Origin of the sequence: Allosediminivita pacifica (genome assembly GCF_003054175.1) — a bacterium.
GTDB lineage: Bacteria > Pseudomonadota > Alphaproteobacteria > Rhodobacterales > Rhodobacteraceae > Allosediminivita > Allosediminivita pacifica.
On record NZ_QBKN01000019.1, the window covers coordinates 13,838 to 28,332 of the forward strand.

Here is a 14,495-nt window from a genome sequence, read left to right on the forward strand (position 1 = left end):
GTGTCCGTGCCGGTCAATCGGTCGGGCGCCAGCGGGCCACGGCGACGCTGATGTCGTCGCGCCTGCTGAGCTCGGTCCGTGACAGCAGGAAAGCTGCGGCGAGCAGGCAGCTGCGCCCCTGCACCATCGGCAGAAGCTCTGCCCCGATGGTGCGCAGGCCATCGCTGTGCAGAATGAAGAAATCGCCCCGCTTCATGTCGAAACTCTCGCCCATCGGGCGGGCCGCGGGACTGCCGATGTAGCCGTCGCGCATGGCAAAGCGGGTCTGCTCCCCGTCACGCAGGCGGAACCCGCTGATGTTGCCGAGATTGGCATAGTCGCAGCGTTCCGCATCCGTGTCGAAATCGAGAATCGAGATCACGCCGCCGCGGGTGCGCCGCAAGTCCTCGCCGAGCCGGGCCAGCTGGTGCTTCGGCGGCAGGAGCGCCGGCCGGACCGCCCCCTCTGCCATGGCCGTTCCCGCTTCGGCCGCCTGTTCGCCGTGCCCCATGCCATCGGCCAGCACGAGCCGGAGCCCGCTCCGCGCCTCCACCGCACGCCAGTCGTCGCCGCAGACCGACTCGGTGGGATGGCAGAGTCTCAGTGCGGCCACGTCCAGGGTCTCGTCCGCCTCGCGGCCCGGCCCTTCGAATGCGCAGGCCCAGAGGGTACCGGTTTCGGGCGACGTCATGATCTCGGCGCGGTCGGACAACCGCTCTATGGCGCCGAGTCCGATCCCGGCAGAGGCCGCGCTGCTGACAAGGTCGCGCCGCATCCGGTCTATGTCGGGAATGCCGGGCCCCGCGTCCGAGGCGATCAGCGCAAGCCGCGGCCCGCGCGGCAGGTCCATCGTCTGCGCGAGAAAGCGTCCGGAACCTGCATATTTCACGATGTTGGTGACAAGCTCCGTCGCGACGATGGCCACGCTCTCGATACGGTCGGGAGGGAGCCCGGCCAGCCGGGCCTCGGCGCGGGCCTGCTGACGCGCGACGGCCACGTCGGCGCGCGTCGAGATATCGAGCCATTCGAGCATTGAGGGGTCTTTCCTATCGCCGCAGGCCGCTCAGGCGCGCCCGGCCAGTCTGACTTGCGTGCCCTCGCCGAGGACACTGTGTATCTCGAAGTGCTCGACCAGACGCTTGGCGCCACCAAGCCCCCGTCCGAGGCCCTTGCCAGTGGTGTATCCGTCTTTCATCGCCAGTTCGAGGTCCGCAATACCCGGCCCCTGGTCCGTGCAGTCGACCCAGACCATCCGGTCGGCCTCATCCAGAGTGATGACCACCTCCGCCCCGCCACCGTAGACAAGCCCGTTGCGGAAGATCTCGCTGACGGCCGTGACCAGACGCGTCCTGCGGATGACCCTCGCGCCAAGCCGATCCATCGCCCGCCCCACGGCCTGGCGGGAGCGGAAGACATCGGCCTCGACCGCTATGACCAGCCGGTCAAAGGGTTTCCCCGGCGGCGGGGAGAGCGTCTTCACTGGGTCGCTCGGAGACGTTCAAGCGCGTGTTGCAGGTTCCGTGCGGTACGTACCGTCGGCAGGGTCATCCCCAGTTCCACGAGGGTCATCGCCACCGCCGGACGCATCCCCACGAGGTAGGTCGGGGAATCCAGCAGGGTCCCGATCCCGGCAAGCTGCGCGATGATGCGACCGACGAAGGTATCGACGATCTCGAGCGCGCTGACGTCGATGACGATCCCACGGGCCCCCGTGTCATGGACCCGCTGCGCGAGCCTGTCCTGAAGATCGACGATGTCGCTGTCGTTGATGTCCTCGTCGATGGCGACGAGCATGATCTCGTCGACGAGGTATAATCCGGCTGACTGGCTCATCTCGCTTGTTCCCCCGGAGCCCGTCAGTTGCCCCGCACCGAGCGGATCACCACGTCGGTGTCGAGCTGGCGGAAAGCGTCGGCGAGGGCCATGCGCAGCGACCCGCGCGTGCGGATCTCGCCGGTGTCCACACCGAGTTGGACCATGGTCTGCGCGATGCGCGGGCTGATCCCGCTGATGATCGCCTCGGCCCCCATGAGCCGGACCGCCGCAGCCGTCCGGATGAGGTGCTGCGCGACCTGCGTGTCGACCGTCATCACGCCCGTGATGTCGATGATGACGATATCGGCCTTCTTCTCGACGATGGCGGACAGCGTGCTCTCCATCACCTCCTGGGCGCGCATGGAATCCAGGGTTCCCACCAGCGGCACCGCAACGATCCGGTCCCAGAGCTCGACCACCGGGGTGGCGAGCTCCATCATCTCATCATGCTGGCGCTGGATGATCTTGTCGCGCTCGGCGATACAGATCTCGGTGCAGTAAAGCGCGACGGAGTCGATCAGGCGGGTAAACTGCGCGATCGCTTCCATCAGGACCGTACCATTTGTGTCGGTCACGCTTGCCCGGAGACGCTCGAAGAGCGGATATTTGAGCGCGAGGACAAAGGTCGCCATGTCGCCCGTGGACACCCCGCGCTTGGTCCGTTCCCGCGTGACCTCGGCAAGTGCCGCGCGCAGGTCTTCCCAGACATCGTCATCGGGGTCGAGGAAGTCCTGATCGACGCTCGCGGCCACACCCTTGGCCAGCGGATCGTAAAGTGTCTCGATCTGGGCCTTCGCCTCGGCTTCGGTGAACAGGTCCTTCCGGATCAGGCCTTCCTCGGCCTGGGTGGAAGCCCATTCCCTGAGGAGCGAATCACGTTGCGTATCTAGAATCTTGTGAATGTGGGGCACGGGCATCACTTTAACGTCTTTCCGGGAAGGATCTGGCCGCAGCGCCAGCTCGAATATCATTGACGAACACAATTAGCATCAGGTCGAAAAGCACTACAAGCGGGGAGCGTACGCGCCAGCAGATGCCCGCCCCTACCCCGGCCCAACCGTGATCGAGGCGCGCGACTGAGCCGCCGAAGACGTCCGCCCTCAGCGCGCCAGCGCCTCGCGCAGCGACAGCAGTTCCGCGGAATGATCGCGAAGATCGAGCTGGCTCAGCAGATCGAGCAGGTGGCCCTTCATGAGATCCTCGGCCGCCTGGCCGTCGTGCCTTCGCAGCGCATCGACCAGCGCGTGGTGCGCATGGCTTTCGCACATGGCGTTCCGACGCCGCCAGTAGAGCGCGATTACAAGAGACGACCGTGAGACCAGCTGGCGGATGAAGCCCTCGATCGTCGCCTGGTCGGCGATGCGGGCGATCTCGACGTGGAAGTGCCCAGACAGCTTCAGCGCCCGCCCGGGTTCGCCTGCGGCAAGTGCGACGTGCTCTTCGCGGATATGGCTTTCCAGCGTCGCGATGCCGGCCGGGGTCGCCCGCTCCGCCGCGGCTCGAGCGATGCTGGGCTCCAGCAGCGCTCGAGCCTCGAAGACCTCGCGCGCCTCTTTCACGGTGGGTTTGGCGACGAAGGCGCCCCGGTTCCGCTCGATCCGAAGAAGACCGTCATGCGCGAGGTGGCGCAGGGCCTGCCGGACGACCGTCCGGCCGACGCCGTAGATCTCGCCCACCTCGTCCTCGGAAAGCTTCATCCCCGGAAGCACGCGATGCTCGTGCACCGCCTCGGTCAGATGTGCCGCGATTTCGTCCGCCGTCTGTGGCATCCGGGTCGATCCGTCCACGCCTTCTCCCCCGCTCATTGCGTGAATCGTAGATAGGCGGCGCCCCTGTCGCGGACAAGCGAAACGCATATTGCGCACCAGGCTGGGCAAGATTGTATGCAATCTACTGCCTCTTGTTCGACAGTTCACCGAAATTTTCGCCCAAAGAATGGGCATGTCATGTTTCCGGGGTGCAGCGCGGACGATGATGCTTCGGCCATTTCGGGACCATGGCCAAAGCTGCCTCAACGATGCGGGAGGCACCATGCGAAGCGACCTGGACCTGGAATTGGTGAAGCTGACGAAGCGCTACGGCGACGCCTTGGCGGTGGACGGCATCGACCATCTCTTTCCCGCGGGCACCTATGCCTGCCTGCTGGGCCCCTCGGGCTGCGGCAAGTCCTCGACCCTGCGGATGATCGCCGGGCACGAGAGCGTCAGCGACGGGTCGATCCTGCTGGGCGGGCGCGACATCTCGCACCTGCCGCCGGCCAAGCGCGGCACGGCGATGATGTTTCAGAGCTACGCGCTGTTCCCGCACCTGTCGGTGACCGAGAACGTGGGCTTCAGCCTCAAGATGAAGGGCACCGACAAGGCCACCCGTCGCAAGCGCGCGCTTGAGATGCTGGAGCTTGTCGACATGACGAAGTTCGCCGACCGGCTGCCCGCGCAGCTTTCGGGCGGGCAGCAGCAGCGCGTGGCGCTGGCGCGCGCGCTTATCACAGAGCCACAGGTGCTGCTGCTGGACGAGCCGCTGTCGGCGCTCGACCCCTTCCTGCGTGTGCGGATGCGAGGCGAGCTCAAGCGCATCCAGCGCGAACTGGGCATCAGCTTCGTGCACGTGACCCATGGCCAGGACGAGGCGCTGGCGCTGGCCGACCAGATCGTGGTGATGAACAACGCCGTGGTCGAACAGGCGGGCCCCACGCGCGAGGTCTTCGACGCGCCCGCCACGTCCTTCGTCGCGCGCTTCATCGGGGCGCACAACGTCATCGCCCTGCCCGAGGGCAAAGTGGCGGTGCGCTCGGACGCGCTGAGGCTGACCGCGCCCGAGGGCGCGAAGCTACAGGGCCAGGTCATCGCGGTCGAATACCAGGGCACCCACGTGGCGCTGACGGCCAGCGTGTCGGGCGACCAGGAGGTGACCGCGCTTCTGACGGACAAGGATTTCTTCGGCACGCCGAGGAACCCGGGCGAGGCCGTGGGCCTCGATTGGGACGGTCAGGCCGCACATCCGCTGCGCGCCTGAATAACAACAAGAGACAAAACGACAGGGAAACACCATGACGACGATTTCAAAGGTTCGCTATTCGCGCCGATCGCTGCTGAAGACCGGGGGCGCCGCGCTGGCCGCATCGGCCCTGCCCGCGCCCATGGTCTGGGGCCAGGAAACCAAGGACATCACGCTGCGCCAGTTCGGCACGGGCGTGTCGAACCTCAACGAGGTGGCGCAGAAGGTGAAGGAAGATCTCGGCTTCACGCTCGAGATGACCGCGCTCGATTCCGACAGCGTCACGCAGCGCGCGGCCACCCAGCCCGACAGCTTCGACATCGCCGACATCGAGTACTGGATCTGCAAGAAGGTCTGGCCGACCGGCAACCTGCAGGCCATGGATGTGAGCAAGATCCGCCGCTACGACCAGATCGTCGGCATCTTCAAGGACGGCAAGCTGACGCCCGAGAGCGAGATCGCGCAGGGCACCGCGCCGCATACCGTGGGCTTCATCCCCGAGCCGGGCGCCACGAGCTTTGCCGACGAGCAGACCAACTGGATGACCCTCATCCCGACGATCTACAACGCCGACACCCTGGGCATCCGACCCGACCTCATTGGCCGTCCGATCAACAACTGGTCCGAGCTTCTGAACCCCGAGTTCGCGGGCAAGGCGTCGATCCTCGACATTTCCTCGATCGGGATCATGGACATGGCCATGGTCTGTGAATCGATGGGCGAGATCCAGTACGGCGACAAGGGCAACATGACCCGCGAGGAGATCGACGCCACCTTCGCGATTTTCACCGAGGCCAAGCGCGCCGGCCAGTTCCGCGCCTTCTGGAAGACCTTCGACGAGAGCGTGAACCTCATGGCGTCGGGCGAGGTGGTGATCCAGTCCATGTGGTCGCCCGCGATCACGGCCGTGAAGTCGCGCGGTATTCCCTGCGTCTACCAGCCGCTGGAAGAGGGCTACCGGTCCTGGGGCGGCGGCATCGGCCTGTCGAAGTCGCTGAGCGGCATGGAGTTGGATGCGGCCTACGAGTACATCAACTGGTATCTCGACGGCTGGGTCGGCGGGTTCCTGATGCGGCAGGGCTACTACTCGGCCGTACCCGAGACCTCCAAGGACTACATGACCGAGAACGAGTGGGGCTACTGGTTCGAGGGCAAGGAAGCCACCGGAGAGATCACCAACCCCTTCGGCGACGTGCTGGCGCAGGCGGGCGAAGTCCGCGACGGCGGTTCGTTCGAAGAGCGCATGGGGTCGGTCGCGTGCTGGAACGCCGTCATGGACGAGAACCAGTACATGGTCCGCAAGTGGAACGAGTTCATCGCGGCGTAAGCGCCCTTAGATGATCTGCGCCGTGGCCCAGCCGGGCCACGGCGACCTTGCCCCCGGGGGAGACGACATGACCGATCAGGCGACACCCATCGCGCTGGAAGATACCAAGCCCGCGCGCCGCGCCGGCAGGCCGTCGCGGCACCTGACCGGCTGGCTGCTGGCCTCGCCGCTTGTCGTGGTGCTGGCAGTCTTCCTCGTCCTGCCGATCGCGATGATCGTGATGGTCAGCTTCTGGGGCGCGACGGAATGGTCGATCTACCCCGCCTTCCAGTTCGACAACTACGCGTTTTTGTTCGGCTCTGACGTAACTTACAGGGTGTTCTTCAACACGGTCAAATACGCGCTCATCACCTGGGCCTTCACCCTGCTGATCGGCTTCACCGTGGCCTATTTCCTGGCCTTCCACGTGCGCAGCCTTGGCTGGCAGGTGGGGCTGTTCCTTGTCTGCACGATCCCCTTCTGGACCTCGAACATCATCCGCATGATCTCGTGGATCCCCTTCCTCGGGCGCGAGGGACTGGCCAATTCGGCGCTGCTGTCGTGGGGCGTAATCGACAAACCATTGGAGTGGCTTCTTTTCAGCGATTTCAGCGTGATATTGGCCTTTGTTCATCTTTATACGCTGTTCATGGTGGTGCCGATCTTCAACACGATGATGCGGATTGACCGGTCGCTGCTGGAAGCCGCGAACGACGCGGGGGCGACCGGCCGGCAGACGCTGTGGCACGTGATCGTGCCGCTGACCAAGCCCGGCATCATGATCGGCACGATCTTCGTGGTGACGCTGGTGATGGGCGACTTCATCACCGTACGCTTCATGTCTGGCTCGCAGAAGGCCAACGTCGGTCGACTTATTTCCAACGATATCAGCCTGTTGCAGTACCCTTCTGCATCGGCGACTGCGGTGGTTCTGCTGATCACCGTGCTGATCGTCATCAGCGTGCTGCTGCGCTTCGTCGACATTCGCAAGGAGCTTTGACATGGAACGCCCACCCCGCTCCTTCTACGTGCTCGCGGTCTTCTTCGCGGTCTTCCTCGTCTTCCTCTACGGGCCAACGATCACCATCGCGATCCTGAGCTTCCAAGGGCCTCAGGGCGGCCTGACATTCCCGATGCGGGGCGTGTCGCTGCACTGGTTCTTCGACCTGTTCGAGCAGCAGGCCGTGGGCGACATCTGGGGGTCCTTCCGGCGGTCCTTCGCGCTGGGGCTCATGGTCATGGTGACGACGGTGGTGGTCTCGGTCATGGGCGGCATGGCCTTCCGCAAACGGTTCGCCGGATCGACAGTGCTGTTCTACCTCATCATCACCTCGCTGGTGATCCCATCGATCCTTATCTCGCTCGGCGTGGGGCTGATCTTCTCGCAGGCGGGGCTGAACGTGCATTGGTCGACCTCGGGCTTCGGGTCGCAGCTCACGTGGACGCTGCCCTTCGGGCTGCTCATCATGTTCGCGGTCTTCAACCGGTTCGACAGCAGCTACGAGGAGGCCGCGCGGGACCTTGGCGCGAGCCCTTGGCAGACGGTGCGGCACGTGGTGCTGCCGATCATCGCGCCGTCGCTGATCGGGGTGGCGCTGTTCGGCTTCACGCTGAGCTATGACGAGTTCGCGCGCACGCTGCTGACCGCGGGCAGCTACAACACGCTGCCGCTCGAGATCTTCGGGATGACGACCAACGTCACGACGCCGGTGATCTTCGCGCTGGGGACGCTGACCACGGCGTTTTCCTTCCTCGTGATCGGGGCCTTCATCCTGCTGTTCTGGATCATGGGCAAACGCCGCGCCCGGCAGGGATCGGACGCAGGACAAGGGATGGTCTGAACCCTTGACTGCCTACATCATCAACCCAAACAGCACCGAAGAAATGACCGAGGCCATGCTGGGCGCCGCCCGACGCGCCGCGCCCGCCCTGCACTGGGAGGGTCGCACGGCGCGTGGCGCGCCGCCCGCGATCCAGGGCGCGGAGGATGGCGAGGCCGCGCGTCCGCACCTGCTGCGCGAGGTGCGCGCCGCCGCCGAGCACGGCGCGAGCGGCATCCTCGTCGGCTGCTTCGACGACACTGCGCTTCACACGGCGGCGCGGAGCGTGGCGTGCCCGGTCATCGGCATCGGTCAGGCCGCGTTCCATCATTGCGCGCTGCGGCAGTGGCGCTTCAGCGTCGTCACGACGATGCCGGTGTCGATCCCCGTGATCGAGACCAACATCGCGGGCTATGGCCTCGACGGGCACCTGGCGCGAGTGCGTGCCTCGGGCGTGCCGGTGCTGGACCTCGAGACCGCGCGCGATCTTGCGACGGTGCGGATCGTGGAAGAAGCAGTAGCCGCGATCCGGGAGGACGGGATCGACGCGGTGATCCTCGGCTGTGCGGGCATGGTGAACGTGATCGCCGCATTGCGATCGACCCTTTCGATCCCGGTGGTCGATCCGGTGGAAGCGGCGGCGGGCTGCCTGCCTTGGCTGCTCGGACCAGTGCCGGACCGCCGGGAGCCGCAGCTTAACGCGAGTCAATAGACCGATAATTTCGCCATTTATCAGCGATTTGCGCAACGAGGCTCAGGTCCCGCCTGAGGCCGCGCCCGTCCGCTCACGATTCCGTCATTGAAATAAATATTATTGTATGACTTATTTTGAGTCGGCTTCGGCCAATTAGGGAGGAAATCATGAAGAAGTTATTGCTTGGCGCGGCCTTGGCTGCGCTTTCTACAGGTGCGACCGCACAGACGATCGGCTTTTCCCAGATCGGATCGGAATCCGGCTGGCGCGCCGCCGAAACCACCGTGACCCGCAACGAGGCCGAGGAACGCGGCATCGACCTGCGCTTCTCGGACGCCCAGCAACGGCAGGAAAACCAGATAGCCGCGATCCGGTCCTTCGTGGCGCAGGGCGTGGACGCCATCCTGCTTGCCCCCGTCGTGGCGACCGGCTGGGACAGCGTGCTGGAGGAGGCCAAGGAGGCCGAGATCCCGGTGGTGCTGCTCGACCGGCAGGTGGACAGCTCCAAGGAACTGTACCTGACGGCGGTGGGCTCGAACCTTGTCCACGAGGGCGAGGTCGCGGGCCAGTGGCTGGTCGACAACAAGCCCGAGGGTGAATGCCGCGTGGTCGAGCTTCAGGGCACCACGGGCTCCTCGCCCGCCATCGACCGGGCGACGGGCTTCCGCAATGCTATCGAGGGCGCCGACAATATCGAGATCGTGCGCAGCCAGACCGGTGACTTCACCCGCTCCGGCGGCAAGGAGGTCATGGAGAGCTTCCTTCAGGCCGAAGGCGGCGGCGACAACATCTGCGCGCTCTATGCCCACAATGACGACATGGCGCTCGGCGCGATCCAGGCCATCAAGGAAGCGGGCATCGACCCGGGCGACGACATCCTGATCGTGTCAATCGACGCGGTGCCGGACATCTTCAAGGCCATGGCAGAGGGCGACGCGAACGCCACCGTGGAGCTGACGCCGAACATGGCCGGCCCCGCCTTCGAGGCGCTGGCCTCCTACATGGAGAGCGGCACCGAGCCTCCGAAGTTCATCCAGACCGACTCCACGCTCTACACGCAGGACGACGATCCGATGGCGGAGTTCGAGAAGCGCAAAGACCTCGGCTACTGACGCGCGCCGGCCTTTGACCCCGAACCTGCGGGGCGCCCTTTCCGGGCGCCCCGCCCATGGCTGCAAGGGAGGGCGGCGATGCTTCTCACGGTTCGAGACCTGACCAAGACGTTTCCGGGGACCCTCGCGCTCGACGGCGTGCGGTTCGATCTGCGCGCGGGCGAGGTGCACGCGCTTCTGGGCGAAAACGGCGCGGGCAAGTCGACCCTCATCAAGTGCCTGACCGGCGTCCACCTGCGCGACCGTGGTGAGATCAAGCTCGACGGCACGCCGGTTTCCCCAACCTCGACGCTCGAGGCGCAGGAGCTGGGTATCGGCACCGTCTATCAGGAGGTGAACCTCCTGCCCAACCTGACCGTGGCCGAGAACCTGACTTTCGGCCGCCAGCCCACCCGCTTCGGCATGGTGTCGGGCCGGCGCATGCGCGCCATGGCCGAGGAGATGCTGGCGGGCTACGGGCTCGACCACGTGAACGTGTCGCGAGAGCTTGGCAGCTATTCGGTGGCGGTCCAGCAGATCGTCGCCATCGCCCGCGCGGTCGCGCTCTCGGGCAAGGTGCTGATCCTCGACGAACCCACCGCGAGCCTCGACGCGCGCGAGACCGAGACGCTTTTCGACGTGGTGCGCGGGCTGCGGGAGCGCGGGCTCGGCATCGTCTTCATTTCCCACTTCCTCGACCAGGTCTACGACCTGTCCGACCGCCTGACGGTGCTCAGGAACGGCAAGCACATCATCACCGCCGAGACTGGCGGCATGGAACGGCTGGACCTCATCCACCACATGCTCGGCCACGAACTTGAGGAAGCCGAACATCGCGGCGTGGCTGCGCGATCCCGGGGCGCCGAACTGCTGCGCTTCGAGGGGATCGCCCGGCGCGGCAAGGTGGAGCCCTTCGATCTGACCGTGCACCGGGGCGAGGTCATCGGCCTGGCGGGTCTGCTGGGATCGGGCCGGACCGAGACCGCCGACACGCTGTTCGGCCGCACGCCGCCCGACCAGGGCACCGCCCGGGACGACACGGGCGACATCGACCTCACCACCCCGCGCGCCGCCATCGCGGCGGGCTTTGGCTACGCGCCCGAGGACCGCAAGACCGACGGCATCGTGGCCGAGCTTTCGGTGCGCGAGAACATCGCGCTGGCACTTCAGGCGCGGCGTGGCTGGGCGCGCCCGATCCCCCGGCACGAACAGAAGGCGCTGGCCGAGGATTACATTCGCCGGCTGGATATCCGCACCTCCGACGCGGAAAAGGCCGTGGGCGACCTGTCGGGCGGCAACCAGCAGAAGGTGGTGCTGGCCCGCTGGCTGGCCATGAATCCGCGGTTCCTGATCCTCGACGAGCCGACACGCGGCATCGACGTGGGCGCGCATGCCGAGATCCTGCGCCTGATCGGCGAGTTGACCGACGAGGGCATGTCGATCCTGCTCATCTCGTCGGAATTCGACGAGCTTATCGCGGCCTCTGACCGCGTGATCGTGGTGCGCGACCGGCGCCACGTCTCGCAGCTTGTCGGCGAAGAGGTCGAAACCGACCGCATCATCCGTGCCATCGCCGATCACGCCCCGGTGGAAGGAGCCGCCACATGACCCCCCTTCTCCGCCGCATCGCGCCCCAGATTGCGACGCTGGCCGCGCTCGTGCTGCTGGTTTCGCTCTTCTTTCCGGGCTTTCTGTCTGTCGAGATCCGCGACGGCCGCTTCGTCGGCAGCGCCGTGGACGTGCTGAAGCGCGGCGCGCCGGTGGCGCTGCTGGCCGTCGGCATGACGCTGGTGATCGCCACGCGCGGCATTGACCTGAGCGTCGGCGCGGTCATGGCCATCTGCGGCGCCGCCTCGGCCTGGGCGATCTCCAATGACTACGGTCTTGTCCTGTCGCTTGGTGCCGGACTTGCCGCCGGGCTGCTTTGCGGGGTCTGGAACGGGGTGCTGGTGGCCATCTTCGGCATCCAGCCCATCGTGGCGACCCTGATCCTGATGGTGGCGGGCCGCGGCGTCGCGCAGATGATCACCGAGGGCCGCATCCTGACCTTCAGCAACGAAGGCCTCGCCTTTTTCGGAGCCGGCGACGTGCTGGGCGTGCCCACGCCGATCCTGATCTGGATCGTGGTGGGGATCGCCTTTGCCCTGCTGGTCCGGCGCACCGCGCTTGGCCTGCTGATCGAATCCATCGGCATCAACCGCTCGGCCAGTGCGCTTGCGGGGATCAACGCGCGGGTGCTGCTGGTGGCGGTCTACGTGGCCTCGGGGCTCTGCGCGGCCGTGGCGGGCATCATCGTGGCCGCCGACATCCGCGGCGCGGACGCCAACAACGCAGGTCTCTGGCTCGAGCTTGACGCGATCCTTGCCGTGGTGATCGGCGGCACCTCCCTCATGGGCGGGCGCTTTTCGATCGTGGCCTCGCTGCTGGGCGCGCTGATCATCCAGACCATCGACACCGGCATCCTGCTGGCGGGCTTCCCGTCCGAGTTCAATCTCGTGATCAAGGCGGGGCTCGTCGTCATCATCCTCTTGCTCCAGTCGCCGAAGCTCGGGCCACAGCTTTCCGCCGGGCTGCGCAGGCGGCGCGGGCCGACCACCCGCCACACCGAGGAGGTCACCGAATGAAGACCAGTGCCCTGCCCCTTTACGCGACGATCGCCATCTTCCTGATCGCCTACTTCCTATGCTATCTGCAGTTCCCCTTCATGCTATCGACGCGGGTCATCGGGAACCTGCTGACGGACAATGCCTATCTGGGGATCATCGCGGTGGGCATGACCATCGTGATCCTCTCGGGCGGCATCGACCTGTCGGTGGGATCGGTCATCGCCTTTTCCGGTGTCTTCATCGCGGTCCTGCTGCGCGACACGGGGCTGCATCCGCTGGCGGTCTTCGTGCTGCTATTGGCGGTCACCACAGCCTTTGGCGCCGCGATGGGCGCGCTGATCCACGGGCTGGACATGCCGCCCTTCATCGTGACGCTGGCGGGCATGTTCCTCGCGCGCGGGGCGGCCTACATGCTCACCATCGACAGCGTCCCGATCGAGGCGCCCTTCTACGACTTCCTGCAGGATCTCTACTACAAGATGCCCGGCGGCGGGCGGTTCACGCTGATCGCGGTGATCATGCTACTGGCGGTCGCGGGCGGCATGATCCTGGCGCACCGGACCCGCTTCGGCACGGCGGTCTATGCCATCGGCGGGGGCGCACATACGGCGCGGCTGATGGGCGTTGCCGTGGGGCGGACGACGGTGATGATCTACGCCTTCTCGGGCTTCATGGCGGGCCTGTCGGGGATCGTCTTCTCGATCTACACCGGGTCGGGCTATCCGCTGGCAACCGTGGGGACCGAGCTGACGGCCATCGCGACCGTGGTGATCGGGGGCACGCTGCTCACGGGGGGCGCGGGCTATGTCTTCGGCACGCTCATCGGCGTGCTGACGATGGGGCTGATCCAGACCTACATCGTCTTCGACGGGTCCCTGTCGAGCTGGTGGACGAAAATCGTGATCGGCGGTCTTCTTCTTCTCTTCATTCTGCTGCAAAAGGGCCTCTTGAGTGTCGGCCAGAGGCAGCAGGGCGAAGCGGGATGATGAAGCAGATCCTCGACGGGCTGGATCCCGGGCACCCCGTGGGGCGGGGGAGCCACGGACGGGTCGTCGACGGGCTTGGACGGGCGATCGTCGCTGGCAATCCGCCCCCGGGCGAGCTGCTGCCTCGTGACGAGGAGCTAGCCGAGGAATTCGGCGTCTCGCGGACGGTGCTGCGCGAGGCGATGAAAACGCTGGCCGCCAAGGGCATGGTCGCGGCGAAGGCCCGGGTGGGCACGCGGGTGCTGCCCCGGCACGAGTGGAACATGTTCGACGCCCAGGTGCTGCGCTGGCATCTCGAGGGCGAACAGAGCGAGGAGTTCTACGAGCAGCTCTTCCAGATGCGGCTGGCCTTCGAGCCTCATGCCGCCGGGCTTGCGGCCGAGAAGGCCTCGGCGCAGGACATCGAGACGCTCCATGACCGTGTCCGGGCGATGCGCGCGGCGCAGGAGGAGAGGGCCTTCTCGGCGGCGGACATGGAGTTCCACCGGGCTGTGTTCCACGCGGCCGGCAATGCCTTCTTCTTCTCGGTGGTCTCGCTGGTGGGGGCGGCGCTTCTGTCGCTGCTGCGGCTGAGCTCGCCCGAGCTTCGGGCGGACCAGCAGGAGGCGATCTGCGACGGCCACCAGAGGATCGCCGACGCCATCGCGGCCCGGGATCCGGCCGGCGCCGAAGAGGCCATGCGGGGGGTGATCCGGGTCGGCTGGGCGCGGGTCTTCGGCGATTCCGCGGGACCGCCGCGGGGCTGATCCATGGCCTCCACGCCCCGGGACATTTCAGGTGTCCCGGGCCGGGACATCCTTGCGCCTCATATGAATCAATGGGTTACAGCGACGAATTAACCGGGACCTAGGAAAGTCCCCGGCAGATAGCCTCCACCGACACGCGTCATTGCATCAAGCCGCGACGCAGGCCTCGCGCATCGAGACGAAACGACCTTGGAGATCGGGGCGCGAAATGTCTTTCCGGGCTCCCGAAGCGGACCGGGCCCGATGGTCTTCTTGACGCCAAATCAAGCGATTGCGCGAAGCGCCTTGATCGAACCGGCCGCCTGATCCTTTGGCCCCGTCATGGGGGCAGCAACGTCCGACGGTCAGATCGGCACTGGCTGACGCGGCGCGGTCCTTCGGCGCTACCGGCCAGGGCATCGACCTGGCGTCTGTGCTGTTGCAGCACAGTGGCTTCGACGAACACGCCGCTTCGC

General features: G+C 66.1%; 15 protein-coding genes. 10 read left to right on the top strand and 5 right to left on the bottom strand.

What is annotated here, in order from left to right:
* Positions 1-13: 13 nt before the first annotated feature.
* The 5 genes from C8N44_RS14645 to C8N44_RS14665 form a co-directional block, all read right to left on the bottom strand.
* Positions 14-1,012 carry an ATP-binding protein gene (locus C8N44_RS14645; protein WP_107977522.1) on the bottom strand — a complete coding sequence of 333 codons (999 nt, stop codon included), beginning with the start codon at positions 1,010-1,012 and terminating at the stop codon, positions 14-16.
* 30 nt (positions 1,013-1,042) lie between these two features.
* Positions 1,043-1,459, bottom strand: coding sequence for an ATP-binding protein (locus C8N44_RS14650; protein ID WP_210204168.1), 417 nt, complete (start codon positions 1,457-1,459; stop codon positions 1,043-1,045).
* Entirely contained in the window at positions 1,456-1,812 is a 357-nt protein-coding gene (locus C8N44_RS14655; RefSeq protein ID WP_107977523.1) for an STAS domain-containing protein, read from the bottom strand. Before C8N44_RS14655 ends, C8N44_RS14650 begins: the two co-directional genes overlap by 4 nt.
* Before the next feature lie 23 nt (positions 1,813-1,835).
* On the bottom strand, positions 1,836-2,711 hold the full coding sequence (locus C8N44_RS14660) for an STAS domain-containing protein (RefSeq protein WP_107977524.1): 876 nt from the start codon (positions 2,709-2,711) through the stop codon (positions 1,836-1,838).
* Positions 2,712-2,894: 183 nt separating this feature from the next.
* Positions 2,895-3,599: a GntR family transcriptional regulator gene (locus C8N44_RS14665; RefSeq protein ID WP_170121089.1), complete on the bottom strand. Its 705-nt coding sequence runs from the start codon at positions 3,597-3,599 to the stop codon at positions 2,895-2,897.
* 226 nt (positions 3,600-3,825) lie between these two features.
* Here C8N44_RS14665 and C8N44_RS14670 point away from each other — a divergent pair, with 226 nt between their 5' ends.
* From C8N44_RS14670 to C8N44_RS14715, 10 genes are all read left to right on the top strand, one after another.
* On the top strand, positions 3,826-4,809 hold the full coding sequence (locus tag C8N44_RS14670; RefSeq protein ID WP_107977526.1) for an ABC transporter ATP-binding protein: 984 nt from the start codon (positions 3,826-3,828) through the stop codon (positions 4,807-4,809).
* A gap of 43 nt (positions 4,810-4,852) precedes the next feature.
* Complete coding sequence (locus tag C8N44_RS14675) at positions 4,853-6,118, top strand: ABC transporter substrate-binding protein (RefSeq protein WP_107977597.1); 1,266 nt, start codon at positions 4,853-4,855, stop codon at positions 6,116-6,118.
* Between the two features lie 67 nt (positions 6,119-6,185).
* Positions 6,186-7,097 carry an ABC transporter permease gene (locus C8N44_RS14680; RefSeq protein WP_107977598.1) on the top strand — a complete coding sequence of 304 codons (912 nt, stop codon included), beginning with the start codon at positions 6,186-6,188 and terminating at the stop codon, positions 7,095-7,097.
* A 1-nt stretch (position 7,098) separates the two neighbouring features.
* Entirely contained in the window at positions 7,099-7,938 is an 840-nt protein-coding gene (locus C8N44_RS14685) for an ABC transporter permease (protein WP_107977527.1), read from the top strand.
* Between the two features lie 4 nt (positions 7,939-7,942).
* Complete coding sequence (locus C8N44_RS14690; protein ID WP_107977528.1) at positions 7,943-8,629, top strand: aspartate/glutamate racemase family protein; 687 nt, start codon at positions 7,943-7,945, stop codon at positions 8,627-8,629.
* Positions 8,630-8,778: 149 nt separating this feature from the next.
* Positions 8,779-9,723: a galactofuranose ABC transporter, galactofuranose-binding protein YtfQ gene (gene ytfQ / locus C8N44_RS14695; protein ID WP_107977529.1), complete on the top strand. Its 945-nt coding sequence runs from the start codon at positions 8,779-8,781 to the stop codon at positions 9,721-9,723.
* A 78-nt stretch (positions 9,724-9,801) separates the two neighbouring features.
* Positions 9,802-11,310, top strand: coding sequence for a sugar ABC transporter ATP-binding protein (locus C8N44_RS14700; RefSeq protein ID WP_107977530.1), 1,509 nt, complete (start codon positions 9,802-9,804; stop codon positions 11,308-11,310).
* Positions 11,307-12,326, top strand: a complete 1,020-nt coding sequence (locus tag C8N44_RS14705) for an ABC transporter permease (RefSeq protein ID WP_107977531.1) — start codon at positions 11,307-11,309, stop codon at positions 12,324-12,326. Before C8N44_RS14700 ends, C8N44_RS14705 begins: the two co-directional genes overlap by 4 nt.
* Positions 12,323-13,294, top strand: a complete 972-nt coding sequence (gene yjfF, locus C8N44_RS14710; protein WP_107977532.1) for a galactofuranose ABC transporter, permease protein YjfF — start codon at positions 12,323-12,325, stop codon at positions 13,292-13,294. The genes C8N44_RS14705 and yjfF overlap by 4 nt, the downstream gene beginning before the upstream one ends.
* The gene (locus C8N44_RS14715; protein ID WP_244641101.1) at positions 13,291-14,040 is read left to right on the top strand and encodes a FadR/GntR family transcriptional regulator; all 750 of its coding nucleotides are present in this window, start codon (positions 13,291-13,293) and stop codon (positions 14,038-14,040) included. The genes yjfF and C8N44_RS14715 overlap by 4 nt, the downstream gene beginning before the upstream one ends.
* Positions 14,041-14,495: the final 455 nt, after the last annotated feature.